Raw genomic sequence first — 22,258 nt, 5'->3', positions numbered from 1 at the left:
GTGATTCCTTTCGAGGCCTGTGACGGCGACGATCGTATCGCCTGCGGGGCCGGTGTTCCCGGCGGCGATCACCCGCACTGTTTCGGGTCAGAGACCGCGATCGATGAGGTCGAGGATCTCCTCACTCGTCGCGGCGTGAATCTTGTCGACCGCGGCCGCATGCGCATCGTCGGACGTGCCGACCTCGGCCAACAGGCTTCCGAGGCGCTGCGCGATGGCCGACCGTGCCTCGCTGTCCTCGCCGAGTTCGGCGATGGTCGCGCGCAGCCGGTCGACGTCGGCGAGAGCAACGGACATCGGATCCGGGACGAGTTCCGAGCGCAGGAACTCGGCGACGGCACGCGGACTCGGGTGGTCGAACACCATGGTCGGCGGCAACCGCAGCCCCGTGGCGGCACCGAGATGATTGCGGAGCGCAACGGCCGCCAGTGAATCGAAGCCGAGTTCCTTGAACGCCTGATCGGGGTCCACCGAATCCGATGCGTCGTAGCCGAGCACCGTGGCTGCTCCGCCCCGCACCAGATCGAGCATCAGGTGCCGCTGTTCGGGGATCGACCGGTCGGCGAGGCGCTGCGCCCAATCCGACGGCCCGGACCCGCTCGCTCCGGTCACGACCGCGTCCGACCCCGCGGCGTGCGGGCGCGATTCCCGGATCAGGCCACGCAGCGGGGCGGGAACGTACGGTGCGGCCGAGCCGGAGTGGTCGAACCGTGCGGCCGCGACCGTGGGTGCACCGGCGGCCAGCGCGCTGTCGAAGAGGGCCAGGCCGTCGGCCGCGGGCATCGGAATCATTCCGCTGAGGCGGGCTCGGGCGAGGTCGATCGCGCCGAGGTTGTCGGTCATGGCGCTGGGTGTCGCCCACATGCCCCACGCGATCGAGAGCCCGGGCAGCCCGAGGGCGTGGCGGTGATGGGCGAGGGCGTCGAGGAACATGTTCGCGGCCGCGTAGTTCGCCTGCCCGGGGGCCCCGAGGATGCCGGCGAGCGAGGAGAACATGACGAACGCCCGAACGTCGCTGTCCGCGGTCAGCCGGTGCAGGTTCCAGGCCGCGTCGACCTTCGGTCGCAGGACCGCGTCGAGCCGCTCGGGGGTGAGCGACGCGAGGGTGCCGTCGTCGATCACGCCGGCCGCGTGGATCACCGCGGTGAGCGGGTGTTCGGGCGGTATCCCGGCCAGCAGCGCGGCGACCCCCGACTCGTCCGCGGTATCGCAGGCAACGATGCTCACCTCGGCACCCAGACCGCGCAGTTCGCTGCGCAGTCGGTCGCTGCCCTCGGCGTCGGGTCCGTGCCGGCTGGTCAGCAGCACGTGCTGTGCCCCGTGCTCGGTCACGAGGTGCCGGGCTACGAGAGATCCCACCGTGCCGGTGCCGCCGGTGACCAGAACGGTGCCGTCGGGATCGAACGGTGTCGGTTCGTCGACGGCGGGCATGCGCCGCAACCGAGGTGCGCGCAAGGTGCCGTTCCGGGCCGCCAATTGCGGTTCCCCGCTCGCCAGTGCCGACGTGATCGCGGCCTCGGCGTCCGAGGCGTCGTCGAGGTCGATCAGCACGAACCGGTCCGGGTTCTCGTTCTGTGCGGAGCCGACGAGACCCCACACCGCCGCGGCCGCGAGGTCGGGACGAGCGTCGTGGTCCTGCCCGTCGTCGGTCACCATGGCGTTGCGTGTCACGATCACGAGCGGGTTGTCGGCGACAGCCTCGTCGTCGAGCCAGTCCTGGAGCAGTCGCAATACCCGAGCGCACAGGTCGTGGGTCGCGTCTGGACCGTGGTCGCCGTCGGTTGCACACCCGACCAGCACCGTCCACGGACGCAGGTCGTCGTCGTCCGGCCGGGACTCCATCGCGGTTCGCAGCGCCTCCAGGTCGGGATAGCGCGGGAACGTCGAACCGACACCAGGGTCGCCGAACCCCTCGGCGCCGAGGACGACCGCCGGACCGAGGGGCCGTTCGGACGTGGCCACCTCCACCGGGATCCAGGCGGCCCGGTGCAGTCGCAGAGCCGCCGACCGGCCTGCGTCCCGCCCGTCGCCCGTCCTCTGCGTCACCCGCAGCGCGTCGACGGTCAGCACCGGCTCGCCCGCGGGATCGACGGCGGCAACGCGGTACCGTCCGTCCTCGCCGGCAGTGAACCGGGCGGTCATCGCCTCTGCGCCGACGGTGTGCAGACGGATCCCCGACCAGGTCAGCGGCCAGCCGTCCCACCCGAGGAGGGGTTCGATCGCCACCTGCAGTAGTTCCGGATGGATGCCGAAACCACTCGTGTCGGTGCCGTCGTCGAGGCGCACCTCGGTCTCGGTGTCGCCCGGGTCCTGCTGCGGCACACCGGCGGCAGGGCCGACGACGTCGTCGATCGTCGCCGATGCGTTCCGAACCCAGCTGTCCGGGCCGTCGGTGTCACCCGACTTCGACGAGATCGTGACGGTGCGAGCGCCGTCGGTGCCGGGCGGCGACACCAGCACGCGAATCGAGGCCAGTCCCGACGGCGGGAGGACGAGCGGGTGCTGCAGGGTGAGTTCGTCGATGTGGTCGAGGCCGACGTGGTGGGCCGCGTGCAGGGCGAGTTCGACGGGCACCGCAGGCAACAGCGTCTTCGCTTCGACGGTCGACGGCTGGTCGCCGTCGTCGATCGTCGGTGGCACGAGCCAAGGATCCCGGTGCAGGGACAGCTGTCCGGTGAACAGGGTCGCGTCGTCGTCGAGGGTCACCGCGGCACCGAGCAGCGGATGATCGGCCGGGGTCAGACCCAGCTCGGTCGGGTCGCCGGTATGTCGGGTGGACGCCGTCGGCCAGTAGGAGCGGCGCTGGAATGCGTAGGTGGGCAGGACCACCCGGCGGCGACCGGGCAGTACCCGATCCCAGTCGATGGCGGCGCCCTGCACGTAGGCGGCGGCGACCGCCTCGATGATCCCGTGTGCTTCGTCTCCGCGTCCGGGCAGCGTGGCGATCGTGTTCGGGACGACCTCGGCGGCGAGCGCCGCCAGGGCCGCACCGGGACCGACTTCGACGAGGCGGGTGACGCCGAGTTCGTCGAGGGCGCAGACGCCGTCGTGGAAACGCACCGCGTGCCGGATGTGCCGGGTCCAGTAGTCCGGGGCCATGAGTTCCTCGGCGGTGGCGACGCGCCCGGTGACGTTGGAGACGACCGGAATCTTCGGCGGCTGCGTCGTCAGCCTCGACACCACGGCGGCGAACTGGTCGAGGATGGGGTCCATCAGGGTCGAATGGAAGGCCCGCTCGACCCGCAGGCTCGTGGCCTTCAGACCGGCGGCGGACAGTTCGGAGGCGACGGCCTGAACGTCGCGTTCGGCGCCGGCGAGGACGACTGATTCGGCGCCGTTGACGGCCGCGAGATCGACGCGCCCGTCGATCCGCGGGAGGATGTCCTCCTCGCGTGCCCGTACGGCGATCATCAGACCCGGTTTGGTCGACTGCATCAACCGCCCACGGTCACCCACCAGAGCGGCGGCATCGGGCAGGCTGAACACCCCCGCGACGTGTGCCGCGGTGATCTCGCCGATCGAATGGCCGATCAGGTAGTCGGGGGTGATGCCCCAGTCCCGCAGCAGCCGATAGAGCGCGACCTCGATGGCGAACAGTGCCGGTTGGGTGTATTCGGTGCTGTCGAGCTTCGCGCCACCGCCGTCGGACTCGTCCCAGATGACGTGCCGTACCGGGGTTTCCACGTGCTCGTCGAGTGCGGAGCAGACCTCGTCCAGTGCCCTCGCGAATACCGGGTACGCCTCGTAGAGGCCGCGGCCCATCCCGATGCGCTGCGCACCCTGGCCGGTGAACATGAAGGCCGTCTTGCCGCGGGCGCTCGTGCCGGTGATGACATTGCCGCCGGGTCGCCCCGTGACGATGCGGGCGAGGCCGTCGCGCAGGTCGGCCAGCGTTTCTCCGATCACCGCGGCGCGGTGGGTGAATCCGGATCGGGTGGTGGCCAGTGAGTAGGCGAGGTCGGCCGGATCCGGGAGTTCGGACTCGTCCGTGTCGAGAAACTCCGCCAACCGGGTGGCCTGCGCCCGCAGCGCATCCCCGGTCTTTCCGGAGATCACCCAGACCAGCGGCGACGCCGACGGAGAGACCTCCGGCACCGCGTCCTCGGGCGGCTGTTCGAGGATCATGTGCGAGTTGGTGCCGCTGATACCGAACGACGAGACGGCCGCCCGCCGGGGTCGTCCGGTCTCCGGCCACGCAACCGATTCGGCGAGCAGCGAGACCTCGCCCGCGGTCCAGTCGACGTGCCGGGTGGGGACGTCGCCGTGCAGGCTCGGGGGCAGCACCCCGTGCCGCATCGCCATCACCATCTTGATCACCCCGGCGACGCCCGCCGCCGCCTGGGAGTGGCCGATGTTCGACTTGACGGAACCGAGCCAGAGCGGCCGGCCCTCCCGGCCCTGCCCGTACGCGGCCAGCAGGGCCTGCGCCTCGATCGGGTCGCCGAGCGTCGTGCCGGTGCCGTGTGCCTCCACGGCGTCGATGTCGGCGGGGCCGAGCGCGGCGTCGGCCAGTGCTTGGCGGATGACCCGTTCCTGGGACGGCCCGTTCGGGGCGGTCAATCCGTTGGACGCCCCGTCCTGATTGACCGCCGATCCGCGGATGATCGCCAGCACCCGGTGGCCGTTGCGCCGGGCGTCGCTGAGCCGCTCCAGCACCACCATTCCCGCGCCCTCGCTGAGCCCGGTGCCGTCGGCCCGGTCGGAGAACGGTTTACAGCGGCCGTCCGAGGCGAGCCCGCGCTGGCGGCTGAACTCGATCAGCACACCGGGTGTGGCCATCACCGTCGCCCCGCCGGCCAGCGCCAGCGCGCATTCCCCGTCGCGGAGCGCCCGCGCTGCAAGATGCATGGCCACCAGCGACGACGAGCAGGCTGTGTCCACGGTGACCGCGGGACCGGTGAAGCCGAGGGAGTAGGAGATCCGGCCGGACGCCACGCTGTTGCTCGTCCCGGTCATCAGATAGCCCTCGGCGTCGACGTTGCGCTGAGTCATCAGGTGGAAGCCGTAGTCGCCGCCCATCAGCCCGACGTACACGCCGGTGTCGGTGAGGCCGGGCGCGGTCGGCCGGATTCCGGCCTGCTCCAAGGCTTCCCAGGCGCTCTCGAGAAGTAGCCGGTGCTGCGGGTCCATCGCGATCGCCTCGCGCGGGCTGATCCCGAAGAACGCGGCGTCGAATTCGTCTGCGTCGTAGAGGAACCCGCCCTCCTTCATGTACGTGGTGCCGGCCCGGTTCGGGTCGGGGTCGTACACCTCGTCGAGATTCCAGCCCCGGTTGTGGGGGTACGCGCCCACGGCGTTGCGGCCGTCGCGGACGAGTCGCCACAGGTCCTCCGGGCTGTACACCTTGCCCGGGTATCGGCAGGCCATTCCCACGATCACGATCGGGTCGTCGTCCCTGCGGGCACGTGTCGGCCCGGCCGGCTGGGGAGCCGCATCGTCGCCGAGCAGGCGCGCCACCAGCTCCTGGGTCAGCGCGTCCGCAGTGGGATGGTCGAACACCACAGTCGCGGCCAGTCGCACACCGGTGGCGGTCGCCAGCTGATTGCGCAGTTGCACAGCGGTCAGCGAGTCGAAACCGAGTTGTTTGAAAGCACGTTCCGGGTCGATCGCCTCCTTGCCTTCGTGACCCAGCACGGCCGCCACGTGGGTGGTGACGATGTCGAGCACACGGCTGTGCCGCTCACCGGGGTCCAGCGCCCTCAACTCCTCGGCCAGTCCGGTCGGGGAATCGGCGGCAGCGGCGCGGCGACGGCGGACGCCGAGCACCCGGCGCAGGATCGGCGGCAGCGACTCACCGTCGGATCGGGAGGCCCTCGTCGAGAGCCGTATCGGCACGATCAACGGACGGTTCACGGCAAGGGCAGCGTCGAACAGGGCCAGACCCGACTCCGGGCTGATGGTGTCGATGCCACTGCGCTGTAACCGGTCGAGGTCGGCCGCATTCAGATGGGACGTCATGCCGCTGGGCCGGTCCCACAGTCCCCAGGCCATGGACGTCGCGGGCAGCCCGCGGGAGCGGCGGTGCTGCGCGAGTGCGTCGAGGAAGACATTCGCCGCCGCATAGTTCGCCTGGCCTGCGCCGCCGAGCACACCCGCCGCCGAGGAGAACAGCACGAACGCCGACAAGTCGCGGTCCCGGGTGAGTTCGTGCAGATGCCAGGCACCGTCCACCTTGGGACGAAGGACGGCGTGTAACTGCTCTTCGGTCAGGGTGGCGGCGGTGGCGTCCTCGAGCACCCCGGCGGCGTGGATCACGCCGGACAGGTCGGGAATGCCGGCAAGGAGTGCGGCCACCGCGGCGCGGTCGGCCACGTCGCAGGCGACAGCGTTGACCTCCGCCCCCGACTCGGCGAACTCGGCACGCAGTTCGGCCGCACCCTCGGGATCGAGCGCGTGCCGTCCGGTCAGCAGCAGCCGGCGCACCCCGTGCCGCGCGACGAGGTGGCGGGCGATCAGTCTGCCGATGGTTCCCGTGCCGCCGGTGATCAGGACCGTGCCGTCCGGGCCGAAGATCGCGGGTACCGGTTCGGGTGCCGTCGCAACGGGTGTCACCGCGGCGAGCATGGGAGCCAGCAGTACGCCGTCCCGAATGGCCAGCTGAGGCTCGTTGCAGGCCAGGGACATGGAGATCAACGAAGGGTCACCGGCGTGTGCGTCCAGGTCCACCAGGGTGATGCGGTCCGGGTGCTCGTTCTGCACCGCGCCGATCAGTCCCCATGCGGGGGCGGCAGACACGTCGTCGACGGGATCGTCGTCGCGGACCGCCACCGCGAGCCTCGTCGTGACCAGCAGGCGGGTCTCGGCCAGGCGATCCTCGCGGAGCCAGGACTGGACCGCCCGCAACGTCGCCTCCGCGGCGGCGTGCGCCCGAGCCGGCGTGTCCGGTTCGTCGCCCGGTTCGCGGTCGAGCCACAGCACGCGACCTTCCGGATCGCCGCCGGCAAGCGCCTCCTCGAGCGGCATCAGGTCTGCCGGTGCGGTGCTGGACGCACCCACCGGCATCCACTCCACGCGGTAGAGGCTGTCTCGAACCCCGGCGGCAGGTACGCCCGCGTCCCCGAGCGGCCGCAGCGCCAGCGATTCGGCGGTCAGCACCGGTCTGCCCGCCGCGTCGTACGCGGAGATCCGGTAGCGCTCGGGTCCGGTCGGGGTGACGTGCACGCGCAAGGCGGTGGCGCCCACGGCGTGCAGTTGCACCTTGTCCCAGGCGAACGGCAGCCGGACACCGGCGTCGGTGGCTCCGAGCGCAATCACGTGCAGAGCCGCGTCGAGCACCGCCGGGTGGATCCCGTATCCCGCGACCGCCGCAGCCGGGTCCTCTCCGCTCAGTCGCACCTCGCCGTACAGGTCGTCGCCGCGCCGCCACGCCGCGCGGAGGCCACGGAAGGCCGGGCCGTACTCGTAGCCGGCCTCGTCGAGCACGCCGTACAGACCTCGAACGTCGATCGGCGTGGCATCGGCGGGCGGCCATTGCCGTTCGGGGGAGTCGGCGGTGTCCACGGCCGCCGTGAGCGTGCCGGTGGCGTGCCGGGTCCACGAGGTGTCCTGCGCGGCATCGGCAGGCCGGGAGTGCACCGACACCGTCGATCGGCCCGCTTCAGGGTCGGCGAGCACGCTCACCTGCAATGTCACCTCACCCTCGGCGGGAATCACCAGGGGTGCCTCGATGGCGAGTTCCTCGAGCCGGCCGCACCCCACGCGGTTCCCCGCGTGCAGGGCGAGCTCCACGAAAGCCGTGCCCGGCAGAATGACGGTGCCGCTGACGCCGTGGTCACTCAGCCATGGAAGACGTTGTGGCGACAGCAGACCCGTGAACACCGCGCCCCGGCCGTCACCGAGCTCGACCGACGCGGCGAGCATCGGGTGTCCACCCGTTTCCATGCCCGTCGACGCGAAATCACCCTGTGGAAGCGGACTTTCCAGCCAATAGCGGCGGTGCTGGAAGGCGTACGTGGGGAGGTCCACCCACTGCTGCCGATCGTCGTGTCGAGCCCAGCTCACCCGATCCCACTCGACGTGCAGCCCGTACACCTGTGCCTCGGCGAGTGCGGCGGTGAACTGGCGTAGGCCCGCGCGGTCGCGCCGGACGGTGCCGATGGCGCGGCCGGCGACGCCCGCCGCGTCGAGGGTTTCCTGCAACGGCACGGTGAGGACGGGGTGGCTGCACGACTCGACGAACAGTCGATACCCGTCCGCGGCCAGCGATCTCGTCGCTTGCTCGAACCGGACCGTCCGTCGCAGATTGCGGTACCAGTAGTCCGCGTCCAGTGCGGTGCCGTCCAGCACACCACCGGTCACCGACGAGTAGAACGGAATTCGCGACCGGCGGGGAGTGATGGAGGCGAGGACGTCGAGAATGGGTTCACGCAGGACGGAGACGTCCGCGCAATGCGACGCGTATTCCACCGCGATCCGCCTGGCCTGGACACGCTCGCCCTGCAACTGCCCGACCAGGAGGTCGAGGGCGTCGACGGGTCCGGAGATCACCGTCGCGGACGGCCCGTTGATCGCCGCGACCTCGACGGCGCCGGCCCAGGGCTGAATCTTCTCCCGGACGATGTCCGCCGGCAGAGCCACCGAGGCCATTCCGCCGCCCCGCCGGGCCGACGCGCCGATCACCCTGCTGCGCGCGGCCACGACGAGTGCCGCGTCCGAAAGGGTCAGCGCACCCGCGACATACGCGGCCGCGATCTCGCCCTGTGAATGTCCGACGACGGCCGCCGGTTCGACGCCGTGGGAGCGCCACAGTTCCGCGAGACCGACCATCATCGCGAACAGCGCCGGTTGCACCACGTCGACCCGGTCCAGCGCCGCGGGGTCGCGGTCGCGCAGCACGTCCAGCAGCGAGAAGTTCGTGTACGGGGCCAGCGCGTCGGCGCACTCCCGCACGGTGTCGGCGAACACCGGCGACGTGTCCAGTAGCTCGGTGGCCATGCCCACCCACTGCGAGCCCTGGCCGGGGAAGACGAACACCGGCCGGTCGCCGGCTTCCAACGCCACACCGGTGACGACGTCGGCGCTGGGCGCACCTCGGCCGAGTGCGTCGAGGCCGCTCAGCAGAGTCTGGGGCCGTGCGCCGATCACGGCGGCGCGGTGATCGAACGCGGCACGGGAACCCAGCAGTGCGCCTGCCACCGCGGCGGGCGTCAGCTCGGGGTGCTCGGTGACGTAGTCGCGTAGCCGCTCGGCCTGGGCGCGCAGTGCGAGCTCGGTGTGGCCCGAAAGGAACCAGGCCACGACTTCGTCCGGGGGAGAGGCTGATTCGGAAGCAGTCGGCTCGACCGGTGGGGACTCCTCCAGGACGACGTGTGCGTTGGTGCCGCTGATGCCGAACGACGAGACCGCCGCTCGCCGGGGCCGATCGGACCCCGGCCACTCCCGGTTCTCGGTGAGCAACGACACCGACCCGGCGGACCAGTCGACGTGCGGGGTCGGCCGGTCGACGTGCAGTGTCTTCGGCAGGACACCGTGCCGCATCGCCATGATCATCTTGATCACCCCGGCGACGCCGGCTGCCGCCTGGGTGTGCCCGAGGTTCGACTTCACCGAGCCGAGCCACAGCGGCCGGTCGGCGGGGCGGTCGCGGCCGTAGCCGGCCAGCAGGGCGGACGCCTCGATCGGATCGCCCAGTTTCGTGCCGGTCCCGTGCGCCTCGACCACGTCGACATCGCCCGGGCCGAGTCCCGCATTGGCCAGCGCCTGCGCGATCACCCGCTCCTGAGCCTGCCTGTTCGGGGCGGTCAGGCCGTTGCTGGCGCCGTCCTGATTCACCGCGCTGCCGCGGATGACGGCCAGTATCCGGCGACCCTTGCGCTCTGCGTCGGACAGCCGTTCCAACGCGACCATCCCCGCACCTTCACCCCACGCCGTGCCGTCCGCAGCGGCGGAGAATGCCTTGCACCGGCCGTCCCGGGCCAGTCCGCGCTGGCGGCTGAACTCCACGAACACCGCCGGGGTCGCCATGACGGTCGCCCCGCCCGCCAGCGCCAGTTCGCACTCGCCGCTGCGCAGCGCCTGCATGGCGAGGTGGATGGACACCAGCGACGACGAGCACGCGGTGTCCACCGTGATCGCGGGTCCGTTCAGGCCGAAGCTGTAGGCCACGCGGCCGGACGCGACGCTCATGGCGTTGCCGGTGATGAAGTACCCCTCGAGGTCTTCGGGCGGCATGCCGCCCGCCCGCGCCGCGTAGTCGATGCCGGACAGCCCCGTGAAGACGCCGACCTGGCGGCCGTGGACCGACCGCGGATCGATGCCGGCGTGTTCGAACGTCTCCCAGCTCGTCTCGAGGAGAAGTCGCTGCTGTGGGTCCATCGCCAGCGCCTCGCGCGGCGAGATGCCGAAGACCTCGGGGTCGAACCCCGCCGGGTCGTCGAGGAAGCTGCCCTGCACCGTGTATGTCTTGCCGGCCTGCTCGGCCGTCGGATCGTAGAGGTCCGCCAGGCCCCAGCCCCGGTCCTCGGGGAAACCGGCGACGGTGTCGGTGCCGGACTCCACCAGCCGCCACAAGTCCTGCGGCGATCGCACCCCGCCGGGGAACCGGCAACCCATGCCGATGACGGCGATCGGTTCGCGGCTGACACCCTCGACCTCACGCAGCTTTTCCCGCGCTTGGTAGAGCTCCGCGGTGACTCGCTTCAGATAGTCGAGGAGCTTCGCCTGATCGGCCATATCGCGGTCCTATCCGAGATCCGCCATTGGTAGCGCGGAAACCTCGATTGTATCCGCCACCACCATGCGGAGGCAGCGGTCCGAGCATCACCTTCGATCGATCTGCCTGGTCAATTCGGGCAGGTCACATGGGATACCCGCCCCTGCTCCGGTCCACACCACTTCCGGATATTCGGATGTCCGGCGACCGCTGATGGAGGTAGTGTGGCGACTCCGAGCAGGATCCGTATCGAGGAGGTGAGATCTGTGTCCGTTCGTTCAGGTCGGGTGCTCTCACTCCGCGACCGCGCGGTCGTACCGACATAAGGTGACCGGGAGAGCGCCCATCGGCATTCCGGAAGGCTCTCCCATGTCAGTGTCTCTCTCACCGTCCCTCGAATTCGTTCTCGTCACGAGGCTTCGCGCCGCCGGCTGTGTGTTCGCCGAGGACGAGGCCCGCCTGATCGTCTCCGCGGCCCGGACGTCCGACGAACTCGCGTCGATGCTGGACCGCCGCGTCGCAGGCGTCCCCCTCGAACACGTCCTCGGCTGGGCCGAGTTCTGCGGGCTGCGGATCGCGGTCGATCCGCGGGTGTTCGTGCCGCGCCGCCGCACCGCGTTTCTCGTCGAGCAGGCGGCCGCCCTCGTGTGCCCGCGCGCTGTCGTGGTCGACCTGTGCTGCGGTTCGGGCGCGGTGGGGGCCGCGCTCGCCGAGACGCTGGGGGACGGCATCGAGTTGTATGCGGTGGACATCGACCCCGCCGCGGTCCGGTGCGCGCGACGCAACGTCCCGGACCCCGGCCGGGTGTTCGAGGGCGACCTGTACGAACCGTTGCCCACCACACTGAGGGGAAGCGTCGACGTCCTGGTCGCGAACGCCCCGTACGTGCCCACCGACGCGATCCGGTTGATGCCGCCGGAGGCCCGGTTCCACGAACCGCGGGTCTCGCTCGACGGCGGCGCGGACGGACTCGACATCCAGCGGCGGGTGGCCCTCGGGGCGCGCGACTGGCTCGCGTCGGGCGGTCGTCTACTGATCGAGACCAGTGAGAGTCAGGCCCCGCTCACCGCGGAGGCTTTCGCGGACGCCGGGTTGATCACCCGGATCGAGACCTCGGAAGACATGGACGCCACCGTCGTGGTCGGCGCCGACCCCAGGTGAGTGCCGAAGCGTCCCGGGGCACGCTTTGTCACTCACGTGCGGGTGGCTGCTCACTTTCGATCCGCACACAGCAGTACCCCTCGGCGGGTGCCAGTGTGGCGCGCCGATCCTCGCATCCCGCGCCGTCGAGCAGTCCGGACAGCAGCGCGAGGTTCATTCCGCACACCATGTCGGTGTGCTGCCGGGCGAGCGTGTGGAACGGGCAGTTGACCAGGACGATGGTGCCGTCGCTGCGGCGCGGTTCGTAACCGCACGTCGCGAGCGCCGCGACCAGATCGTCGTCCGTGCAGCCCGTGTCGGCGCCGAGGCCGCACCCGAAGTCGTGGGCACGCGCGGAGAGGGCCGCCCGCGGCGATGCGCCGGTGGCGTCCGCGTCCTCGATCGCCCGGGCGAACAACTCGCCGGCGAGCGCGTATGCACGCTCGGGCAGGTGTACCGAGAACTCACGGTCGGATCGTCGGTAGAGCTTGGCGGGCCGCCCCGCGCCCGGACCCGAGCGTCCCCCGCGCCTCGCGAACTCGACCGCCAGTAGCCCCTCGTCGGCCAGCTTCTCGAGATGGAACGCGGACGTCGAGCGGGCGAGTCCCAGTGCCTCGGCGACGTCGTCGCGGCTGACCGGCGTCGTCTGCGTGCGCACGTGGTCGTACACCCGCCTGCGCACCGGCTCGTCGAGCGAGGAGACGGCCGAGACGTCCGAGCGTGAAGTGTCACCCATGGACCCATTGTAAAACCGAGAACCGTTGACTTAATTGCGCGCGAAATTCTATAGTCAATGTACATAGTTTTTAGAAGGAGTCGTCATGGCTACCAACACACCCCACGAGGTCAGTCACGGTTCGCACACCCTGGCCGACCCCGGCTATCAGGCCTTTCTCGTGCTGCGCACGGTCTTCACCGTGGCGCCGATCGCGTTCGGGCTGGACAAGTTCACGAACTGGCTCACCGACTGGCCGGCCTACCTCGCGCCGTGGATCGACGGCATCCTGCCGGGAACCGCGCAGCAGGGTATGTACGCCGTCGGCGTGATCGAAGTGATCGCAGGAATCCTCGTCGCCGTGGCGCCGCGGATCGGCGCCTGGGTCGTCGCGGCCTGGCTGGCCGGAATCATCGTCAACCTGGTCACGCTGTCCGGGTACTACGACGTCGCACTACGCGATTTCGGGCTGCTCGCCGGTGCCGTCGCTCTCGGCCTGCTCGCCGCGGAGTACGGGCGCCCTCTCCACCACCCCCACACCTGATCGATACTGCGCACCGCACGTGAGATGCACCTCATCGACTGTTTCGAGTGACTCGACCGCTCGTAGTCTGTGTGGTCGTGTCGGTAGGAGCGCAGGACCAGGGAACCGGGTCTCGGGATCACGGTGTGCCGATCCCTGCGCCGGCCCCGGCACGCTCGTTGCTGCTGGGGGTACCGAAGCAGGGTCGGCGCTGGCCGGGCGTGGTCCGCGCCGCGGTGGCCGTGTGCCTGCCCGCGCTGGCGGGCGTCGCGCTCGGACACTCTGCGGTCGCCGCGACGGCGACGCTGGGAGCCTTCGCCGTCGTCTACGGCGAGGGCAGGGCGTACCGGGTGCGGTGGCGGGTGGTCTCGATCGCCGCCGCCGTGATGGTGCTCCTCGCCGGTGTGGGCGCGGCGGTCGGTGCACTCGTGCACGACGCGACCTCGGCGGGCGGTTCCCCGCTGTGGGGGATGGCGCTCGTCCTCACGATGACCGTCGTCGTCGCCGTCTGCGCCTTCGTCGTCGACGGGCTGCGGCTGGGAGCGCCCGGTGCCTTCCTCCCGCTGCTGACGGTGGAGATCTCGTCCGCGCTGCCCGCCCTCGGTGTCTCCGTGGCGGAGGTGACGTCCTGGGCGGCGGCCGGCGCGGTGTCGGCGTTGCTCGTGTCGATGTCGGGGCTGCTCGCGCGTCCACGCACTCCCGAGCGTGCCGCGGTCGCGACCGCGGTCGCCGCAGTCGAGGCCGCACTCTCCGACACTCCCGCGCCGAATTCCCGTCGGGACGCGGTGCGGTCGCTGCACGCCGCGTGGCAGTGTCTCCACGACGCCGCCCTCGTCGGGCGTGATCATCCACTGACCCGCACGTTGCGTGCGGTTCACCTGCGGTGCGCGGCCACGGTGCACGGTCTCGACGCGGACCACGCCTCCGACGAAGACGACTTGCGGCCGCAGGTCCCGCTGCCCAGGCCGTCGATCCGCTATCGGCTCGCGCGGGCGGCTCACCTCCGGGGCCGGTCCTGGACGATCGTCGCGCGACTGCTGGTCGCGTGCCCCGCCGCCGGTCTCGTGGCGCTGGGTCTCGGTGTCGCCCGTCCCGACTGGGCCGTGATCACCGCGGCGATGATCCTGCACCAGGGCCCGGACCGGGTGCTGGGGACGTACCGCGGGCTGCACCGGTTCTTCGGAACGGTGCTCGGACTCGTTCTGCTCGCCGCGCTCGCGACGCTCGACCTGTCGGCGGCCGCGCTGGTACTCGTCGTGGCGCTCCTGATGGCGGGGACGGAAGCCTTCCTCGTCCGCAACTACGGCCTGGCGATGGTGTTCATCACCCCGCTCGCGTTGGTTCTCGGCGGCCTCGGAACCCACGTCGACCTCGTTGCGGTCACCCGGGACCGGCTTCTCGAGACCGTCCTCGGTGTGGCGGTGGCGCTGCTGGTGCTGTGGACCGTGCTTCCGGGTTCGTATCGGCGGATCCTGCGCGACGCGGACGAGCAGGTGGCCGGGACGATCGGCCGGCTCGGCGATGCGCGGGAGCCGGATGCCGTCGCGGAACTCGGCCGGGATCTCGAGTTCGATCTGCACGCGTCCACCACCGCCGCGATCACCGCCGCCCACACCGACCCGGCATGGACCCGCGACCGGTGGCCCGAGCACCACCACCTCCACGAGCTCGGCTACCGAATCCTCACCCGGCACTTCGGACCTCGTCTTTAACCGGATTTCGCCGGATCTCCGCTGTTAGGGTTCGGTGATGGGTCCTGTGACGGGAATCGGAACAGCAATTCGAGCCTCGTTGGCCGCCGCCCTGTGCGTCGGCATGCTGGCCGCGTGCGCGTCGGACGAGGAGCCGCAGGCCGACCCAGCGGCCACGTGTGCGGACGTCCCCAACGGCACCCCGATGACCGCGGCGCCGCCGCCTCCCGGTCCGGCGCCGACCACCCAGAATCTCGCGACCAACCCGGAGATCGCGACCGGGTACCGCTCCGGGATGACACCCGTGGACACCGCGTCGTATGCGGTGTCCACCGCCAACCCGGTGTCGACGCAGGCCGCGTGCGAGGTGTTGCGGGACGGGGGAACGGCCGCCGACGCGCTGATCGTGGCCCAGACGGTGCTGGGTCTCGTCGAACCGCAGTCCTCCGGAATCGGGGGCGGGGCGTTCCTGCTCTACTACGACGCCGGGCAGAACAGCGTCGAGGCATACGACGGGCGTGAGGTCGCGCCGATGGCCGCGACGGAGAACTACCTGCGCTGGATCAGCGACACCGATCGCACCGAGCCCAAGCCCGACGCGCGGGCGAGTGGCAGGTCCATCGGGGTTCCCGGGGTGGTGCGGATGCTCGAGCTGGCGCACCGCGAGCACGGCCGGGACCAGTGGCGGGAACTGTTCGACCCGGCCATCTCGCTCGCGGACCAGGGACTCGAGGTCAGCCCTCGGATGGCCGGGCAGATCGCCGAGTCCGCTCCCGATCTGGCGCTCGACGAGCCGTCGAAGGCGTACTTCCTCAATCCGGACGGCAGCCCCAAGCCGGCAGGCACGAAACTGACCAACCCGGCCATGGCCAAGACGCTCGGTGCGATCGCGGCGGGCGGCGCCGACGCCTTCTACACCGGGGCCATCGCCCAGGGCATCGTCGATGCGACGGCGACAGCGTCGGGTGGGCGCACTCCCGGACAGATGACTCTCGACGACCTCGCGAACTACCAGGCGAAGAAGCGGACGGCGCTGTGCACGCCGTATCGGGATCACGAGATCTGCGGCATGCCCAACCCGTCGTCCGGTGGCACGGCGGTCGCGGCGACGCTGGGCATCCTGGCGAACTTCGACCTGTCGCAGTACGGGCCGACGAACCTCGATGACAACGGTGGAAAGCCGACGGCGGAGGCCGTGCATCTCATCTCCGAGGCGGAGCGACTGGCGTACGCCGACCGGGACAAGTACGTCGCGGACTCCGATTTCGTTCCGCTGCCCGGCAATTCCCTCGACACGCTGCTGAACGAGGACTACCTGAAGCAGCGGGCCGGCCTCATCGACCCCGGCAAGAGCATGGGCACCGCGCAACCGGGCAACTTCGGGCCCGTTCCGCTGGGGGTGCAGCCGCAGGACAAGGAACACGGCACCAGCCAGATCTCGATCGCCGACAAGTACGGCAACGTCGCGTCGATGACGACGACGGTGGAATCGGCGTTCGGGTCGTTCCACATGACGGACGGCTTCGTGCTCAACAATCAGCTCACCGACTTCTCTGCCCAGCCCGTCGGGCCGGACGGGACGCCGCTCGCCAACCGTGTCGAACCGGGTAAGCGGCCCCGCAGTTCGATGGCCCCGACGCTCGTCTTCGACCGCGGCAGCGACGGTTCGCTGGGGGACGTCCAGTACGTGACGGGGTCGCCGGGCGGTTCGGTGATCATCCAGTTCGTCGTGAAAACGCTGGTGAGCATGCTGGATTGGGGTCTCAACCCGCAGCAGGCCGTGTCGGCGGTCGACTTCGGGGCGGCCAACACCCCGGTCACCGGCGTCGGCGGGGAGCATCCGAACATCAATGCGGCCAACGACGGCGCCGACGACCCCCTGATCGTGCAGTTGCGGGCGATGGGTCACCAAGTGTCGGTCGCGCCGCAGTCCAGCGGGCTCAGCGCGCTGCAGCGCCAGGACTCGGGGTGGGTCGGCGGCGCGGACCCACGCCGGGAGGGCGCGGTGATGGGTGACGGTACGGGTTAGGCACCGCCACCGCAGGAATTATGCCTGCTCGACGAGCGGGGCCACCTTGGTGCCGAGCAGTTCGATCGCGCGCATCACCTTGTCGTGGGGCAGCGGTCCGACGCTGGGGTGCAGCATGAACCGCTCGATGCCCAGGGTGTCGCGCATGCCGGCGATCTTCTCCGCCACCTGCTCGGGGTTGCCGAGCACGAGCGAACCGCCGGGTCCGCGCAGACCGTCGAATGCCTGCGGGTTCATCGGCGCCCACCCGCGTTCGCGTCCGAGGCCGGTCATGGCCGCGGCGTACGACGGATAGAACTCAGAAACCGCCCGGTCCTCGGTATCCGCGACGTAACCGTGCGCGTGGACGGCGATGGGCTGCGGTTCGTGCCCACCCTCCGACACGGCACGGCGGTGCAGGTCGGCCAGCGGTGCGAAGCGGGCGGGTTGTCCGCCGATGATCGCGAGCGCCATCGGCAGGCCGAGAAGTCCGGCGCGGGCCACCGACTCGGGATTGCCGCCGACCCCGACCCAGATGGGAAGGGGACGTTCGGGCCGCGGGTAGACGGACTGGTCCGTCAGCGCCGGCCGGTGCCGTCCCGACCAGTTCACTGTCTCGGAGTCGCGGAGGGCGAGCAGCAGGCCGAGTTTCTCGACGAACAGCTCGTCGTAATCGGCCAGGTCGTAACCGAACAGCGGGAACGACTCGGTGAACGAGCCGCGACCGGCCATCACCTCGGCGCGCCCGTCGGAGATCAGGTCGAGGGTCGCGAATTCCTCGAACACGCGCACCGGGTCGTCGGAGCTCAGGACGGTGACCGCGCTGGTCAATGCGATGCGGGACGTCCGGGCGGCGGCGGCCGACAGCACGACTGCGGGCGCCGACGCGGCGAAGTCCGCCCGGTGGTGCTCACCGACGCCGTACACGTCGAGGCCGACCTGCTCGGCCAGGACGACCTCTTCGAGCAGATCCTTCAGACGCTGCCGCGGCGACACCGCCCCGGCCCCGCCGGAACCGACCTCCGCGAACGTCGTCAACCCGAGTTCCATGCGATACCCCTCGCTTGTGATAGTTGAATCATCAATTAGGTGGTGTAACTGCGCGGACGGACGGGATATTCCGTCCGATGATTCAGACCGGGGTGGGCGGGGAACCCGACGACCATGGCGAGATACCGAGTGATCGATCCCCGGGGCAGTGTGGTCGAAACGAAGGAGATCCCGAGCGCCGACGACGCGCACGCATGGTTCGTCGACGTTCGCGCAGACAATTCCGAGCTCGGATGGCGGATGGAAGTCGACGAGGACGGCACCTGGGCGTTCTTCGACGACACCGAGGGTGCCACAGAGAAATAGAGGCACATCGTGCTCGCCAGCGACCCACGGAAAGTGGGCGTCGAGGAGGAATTCCACCTCATCGATCGCAAGACCCGGCGCCTGACCACCCGCGCGCCGGAGTTGCTGGCACGACTTCCCGACGGCGTGTTCGTCGACGAACTCCAGCAGTGCGTCGTCGAGGTCAACAGTGGTGTGTACGCCGACCTCGACGGCCTGCGGAACGACCTGGAGCGGCACCGGAGAGTGCTGATCGACGCGGCCGAGGGACTCGGCATCGGCGTGGCGGCCGCGGGCTCGATGCCGCTGTCGCTGCCCGCCGAGATGCACGTGACGGGGACGCAGCGCTACCGGCGCATGCTCGCGGACTACCAGGTGCTCGCCCGCGAGCAGCTGATCTGTGGCACACAGGTTCACGTCGACCTGCCCGACCGCGACGAGGCCGTGCAGGTCGCGCACCGCGTCGCTCCGCACATGCCCGTCCTCCTGGCGCTCAGCGCGAGTTCCCCGTTCCGGTCCGACGGTGCGGACACCGGCTATGCCAGCGCGCGGACGCTTCTGTGGCTGCGGTGGCCGAGTACCGGTCCGGCCGCCCCCGTCTCCTCGGCCGCCGAATACGGCACCCTGATCGACGACCTGGTCTCCAGTGGGGTGATCAGTGACCCCGGTATGGCGTACTTCGACGTCCGGCCGTCGGTGAAACTTCCGACCCTGGAGTTGCGGGTGTGCGACAGCTGCCCGCGACTGGACACGGTCGTGCTCGTCGCCGCCCTGTTCCGTGCGCTCGTGGAACGCGAGGTGGAGGGTCTGCGCGCCGGGACGAAGGGCGTCGAGGTCGTCCCGACCCTGACCAGGGCGGCACTGTGGCGGGCGGCCCGGTCGGGGTTGGAGGAGGAACTCGTCGACGTGACGGTTCCGCAGGCACGTCCTGCCGCGGAACTCGTCGGCGACTTCGTGAATTCGCTGCGCCCGCAGCTCGAGGAGACCGGCGACTGGGACACCGTGGTGGAGCTGTCCGCCGAGGCCACCGCCCACGGCAGCTCCGCCGCACGGCAACGTCAGGCGCTCGGTCGCCGCGGCCGGCTCACCGACGTGGTCGATCTGCTGCTCGCGGAGACGGCGGGCCGCTCCGAGCACCTTCCCGAAGTGGAGGCGCCACCCGCGCCGGTCGAACTCGGCCCGAGGTCGACCGGCGCCGGCCGGACCCGGCGATATTGGAGCGCGAGGTTCTGGGACCGCGGCGACACCGCCGACATGACGTGGACGGAGTCGACGGAGCTCGACGAGAAAAAGCTGATCGAGTGGCGCCGGGATCTGCACGCGCACCCGGAACTGTCGTTCGAGGAACGCAGGACAACCGGCGTCGTGCGCGCCCACCTCGTCGGTCTCGGGCTCGCACCCGTCCTGATGCCGGGCGGAACCGGCCTGTGGTGCGACCTCGGTCCGGACACGGGCGAGTGCATTGCGCTGCGCGCCGACCTCGACGCGCTGCCGATCGCCGAGACGACCGGTCTGCCGTTCGAGTCGAGGGTGCCCGGGGTGTCACACGCGTGCGGTCACGACGCCCACACCACCATGTTGATGGGGGCGGCATCCGTCCTCACGAAATACCCGCCGCCGTCCCGGGTCCGGCTCATTTTCCAGCCCGGGGAGGAGACCACCCCGGGCGGCTCGGTCGACACGATCGCCGCGGGCGCGGTCGACGGTGTGTCGAAAATCTTTGCACTGCACTGCGACCCGAATCTCGAGGTCGGAAAGCTGGCCACCCGGACCGGGCCGATCACATCGTCCAACGACTCCGTCACCGTGCGGTTGTGGTCGGCGGGGGGACATACCGCGCGACCCCATCTGACCGGCGATCTGATCCATGCCGCGGCCGTCCTGGTGACCGGTCTGTCGTCCGTACTCGACCGCCGAATCGACGCCCGCACCGCGACCGTCCTCACGTGGGGGAAGGTGGCCGCCGGGCAGGTCGCGAACTCCGTTCCCGAGTCGGGTGAACTGGTCGGCACCCTGCGCAGCGCGTCCCGTGAGACGTGGGCCTCGCTCGAACCGCTGGTCACGGACACGATCTGTCACCTGCTCGCGCCGTACAACGTGCGGTACGAACTCTCCTACCTGCAGGGCGTCCCGCCCGTCGTCAACGATCCCGACTGCACCGCCGACCTCCGGGAGGCGATCGAATCGGTCGTCGGCTTCGACCACCTGGCCGAGGCACATCAGTCCAGCGGCGGCGAGGATTTCGCGTGGTACCTCGAGAAGGTTCCGGGCGCGATGGCCAGACTCGGCGTGTGGGACGGGATCGGCACCCGGCAGGAGCTTCACCAGCCGGGGTTCGACCTCGACGAACGCGCCATGATCCACGGGGTCCGGACGCTGGTCGCGCTCACCCGGCTCGAAGACCAGTCCGGGTGACCGCGGCGTCAGGCCGGTTTGGCGGCGGCATCCGCCAGTTTCGGCACCAGTGCCTCGACGGCGTACGGGAGGCTGAGGACGGTGCCCCAGGTGAGAGCGCCGGAGACGGTGGGGTCGTCGACGAACACGGCCCGCCCGGCCTTCGCCACCGGTAGCGACTGATAGACGGGGTCGGCAGTGATCTGCGCTTCGGCGCCGGGACTGCTGCCCACGTTCCAGACGAGGACGTCGACGTCGACGATGTCGAACTGCTCCTTGCTGATGGTGAACGCGTCCTGATCGCCTGCGAGTTGTGCGATCTGCTCCGGGACGACGAACCCGAGCGACGTCATCAGGCGTGAACGCGGGTCGTTCGGGGAGCGGACGTAGAACGAGCCGGCGTCGCCCAGTTCGGCGACCGCGACCGTCTTGCCCTCGAATTCGGGGTGGGCGGCGCGTTGCTGCGCCACCAGGTCGTCGACGTCGGCGACGAGTTGGTTCGCCTTCTCGTCCTCGCCGAGGGTGGTGCCGACGATCCGGACGGCGTCCTGCCACGGCATGCCGAAATCGGGGTAGTCCGGCGACGTCGTCACGGTGGGCGCGATCGCCGAGAGCCGCTGATACGCGTCGTCGTCGACGTCGATGTACAGCGCGAGGATCAGGTCGGGGTCGAGTTTCGCGATGGCCTCGTACGCGAAATTGGCCTCACCGGTGAACTGTCCGCGGTTGAAGACTTCGGGGTGCGTCCCCCCGAGCGCGTCCTGGGCCCAGGGCCACGTGGCGTCGGGATAGTCGCCGTACCAGTCGGTGACTCCGACCGGCTGACGTCCGAACGCGAGGAGCGTGTCCTGGTCGGAGTAGCCGACGGTGACGATCCGCTGAGGGTTGTCCGGGACTTCGGTCGCCCCCTTCTTGTGCGTCACCGTCCGGGTGCCGCCCTCGGTGTCCGCGGCGGTTCCCGAGGAACATGCTGCGGCGACGACGGCCAGGCCGACCCCGGCACTCACGGTCAGGAACTTGCGGCGGTCGAGCGTTTGCATCCACATACCTCCCTGTAGGTTAGGCTAACCTACAGTGAGTGGTCCCGGCCGTGCATCTGCGGCGGAAACGGGGGAGTCGGCTCGGGAATCGGGGGCGTCGGCGAAGGTCCCGGCGGTTCCGGCTGTGGGCCGGGCTCGGGAGGGGCAGGTTCCGGGCCCGGCTCGGGCGGAAACGGGTGAGGCGGCGTCGGCGTCGGCGGCACCGGAGGAGGGCCTGGATCCGGCGGCACCGGCTCCGGGTCCGGCACGGGATTGCCGAGCTCGTCGTGGGCACTCGTCATCAACTGACCACCTTCCGATCGGCTGATTGAGTGGTACCCGGAACGGGCATCCCGCAATCACGGGACGAGCTGTGGCCGCCCGGGAACAAAACGCGGGATCGGTGCGTTGTCTAGCAACCGTGCCCCGCAAGTGTGGAATTTCACGACACGGGGAACATGAGCCAAAGGGAGGAAGTCATGGCAACCGACTACGACGCACCACGGGTTACCGTCGACGACGAACTCGCCGCGGACTCGCTCGAAGAATTGAAGACACGGAGGAACGACTCGCAGTCGTCCGTCGTCGACGTCGAGGAGACCGACACGGCGGAGTCCTTCGAACTGCCCGGCGCCGACCTGTCCGGTGAGGAACTGACGGTCCGCGTCGTTCCGAAGAGGGCCGACGAATTCACGTGCAGCAGTTGCTTCCTGGTCCATCATCGGTCGCGTCTCGCGTCCGAAGAGGGCGGGCAGCTGATTTGCCGCGACTGCGCATAGGAG

General features: G+C 70.2%; 11 protein-coding genes. 7 read left to right on the top strand and 4 right to left on the bottom strand.

The genetic code is table 11. From position 1 onward, the window contains the following. Nucleotides 1–87 precede the first annotated feature (87 nt). Entirely contained in the window at nucleotides 88–10,671 is a 10,584-nt protein-coding gene (locus CJ177_RS18800; protein WP_095868346.1) for a type I polyketide synthase, read from the bottom strand. A gap of 349 nt (nucleotides 10,672–11,020) precedes the next feature. Here CJ177_RS18800 and CJ177_RS18795 point away from each other — a divergent pair, with 349 nt between their 5' ends. Beyond that, complete coding sequence (locus CJ177_RS18795; protein ID WP_095868345.1) at nucleotides 11,021–11,812, top strand: putative protein N(5)-glutamine methyltransferase; 792 nt, start codon at nucleotides 11,021–11,023, stop codon at nucleotides 11,810–11,812. Between the two features lie 28 nt (nucleotides 11,813–11,840). Here CJ177_RS18795 and CJ177_RS18790 read toward each other — a convergent pair whose 3' ends face one another. Then, complete coding sequence (locus tag CJ177_RS18790) at nucleotides 11,841–12,527, bottom strand: metalloregulator ArsR/SmtB family transcription factor (protein WP_095868344.1); 687 nt, start codon at nucleotides 12,525–12,527, stop codon at nucleotides 11,841–11,843. A gap of 85 nt (nucleotides 12,528–12,612) precedes the next feature. Between CJ177_RS18790 and CJ177_RS18785 the strand changes: the two genes are divergently transcribed. The 3 genes from CJ177_RS18785 (at nucleotide 12,613) to CJ177_RS18775 (ending at nucleotide 16,749) form a co-directional block, all read left to right on the top strand. Beyond that, nucleotides 12,613–13,050 (top strand): DoxX family membrane protein, encoded by a 438-nt coding sequence (locus CJ177_RS18785; RefSeq protein WP_005248618.1) that lies wholly within the window; start codon nucleotides 12,613–12,615, stop codon nucleotides 13,048–13,050. Nucleotides 13,051–13,175: 125 nt separating this feature from the next. Further along, a complete protein-coding gene (locus tag CJ177_RS18780; protein ID WP_257014587.1) occupies nucleotides 13,176–14,741 on the top strand; it encodes an FUSC family protein in 1,566 nt (521 codons plus the stop codon). Between the two features lie 37 nt (nucleotides 14,742–14,778). After that, nucleotides 14,779–16,749 (top strand): gamma-glutamyltransferase family protein, encoded by a 1,971-nt coding sequence (locus CJ177_RS18775; protein ID WP_061699942.1) that lies wholly within the window; start codon nucleotides 14,779–14,781, stop codon nucleotides 16,747–16,749. An 18-nt stretch (nucleotides 16,750–16,767) separates the two neighbouring features. Here the strand turns inward: CJ177_RS18775 and CJ177_RS18770 are convergent, their stop codons facing one another. Beyond that, nucleotides 16,768–17,778 carry an LLM class flavin-dependent oxidoreductase gene (locus CJ177_RS18770; protein ID WP_005248615.1) on the bottom strand — a complete coding sequence of 337 codons (1,011 nt, stop codon included), beginning with the start codon at nucleotides 17,776–17,778 and terminating at the stop codon, nucleotides 16,768–16,770. Between the two features lie 114 nt (nucleotides 17,779–17,892). On the opposite strand from CJ177_RS18770, the gene CJ177_RS18765 reads away from it, so the two are divergent. Together CJ177_RS18765 and CJ177_RS18760 are read left to right on the top strand one after the other, a co-directional pair. Then, nucleotides 17,893–18,084, top strand: coding sequence for a hypothetical protein (locus CJ177_RS18765; RefSeq protein WP_005248614.1), 192 nt, complete (start codon nucleotides 17,893–17,895; stop codon nucleotides 18,082–18,084). A gap of 9 nt (nucleotides 18,085–18,093) precedes the next feature. Beyond that, nucleotides 18,094–20,478 (top strand): glutamate--cysteine ligase, encoded by a 2,385-nt coding sequence (locus CJ177_RS18760; RefSeq protein WP_061040838.1) that lies wholly within the window; start codon nucleotides 18,094–18,096, stop codon nucleotides 20,476–20,478. A gap of 8 nt (nucleotides 20,479–20,486) precedes the next feature. On the opposite strand, the gene CJ177_RS18755 is transcribed toward CJ177_RS18760, so the two are convergent. Then, nucleotides 20,487–21,503: an iron-siderophore ABC transporter substrate-binding protein gene (locus tag CJ177_RS18755; RefSeq protein ID WP_095868343.1), complete on the bottom strand. Its 1,017-nt coding sequence runs from the start codon at nucleotides 21,501–21,503 to the stop codon at nucleotides 20,487–20,489. Nucleotides 21,504–21,955: 452 nt separating this feature from the next. On the opposite strand from CJ177_RS18755, the gene CJ177_RS18745 reads away from it, so the two are divergent. Beyond that, entirely contained in the window at nucleotides 21,956–22,255 is a 300-nt protein-coding gene (locus CJ177_RS18745; RefSeq protein WP_005248611.1) for a DUF4193 domain-containing protein, read from the top strand. Nucleotides 22,256–22,258: the final 3 nt, after the last annotated feature.

The organism is Rhodococcus sp. ACPA1 (assembly GCF_002300195.1).
Classification (GTDB): domain Bacteria; phylum Actinomycetota; class Actinomycetes; order Mycobacteriales; family Mycobacteriaceae; genus Rhodococcus_F; species Rhodococcus_F opacus.
Note: the sequence above shows the minus strand (reverse complement) of the source record. Positions and strands in the feature narration are given on the sequence as shown.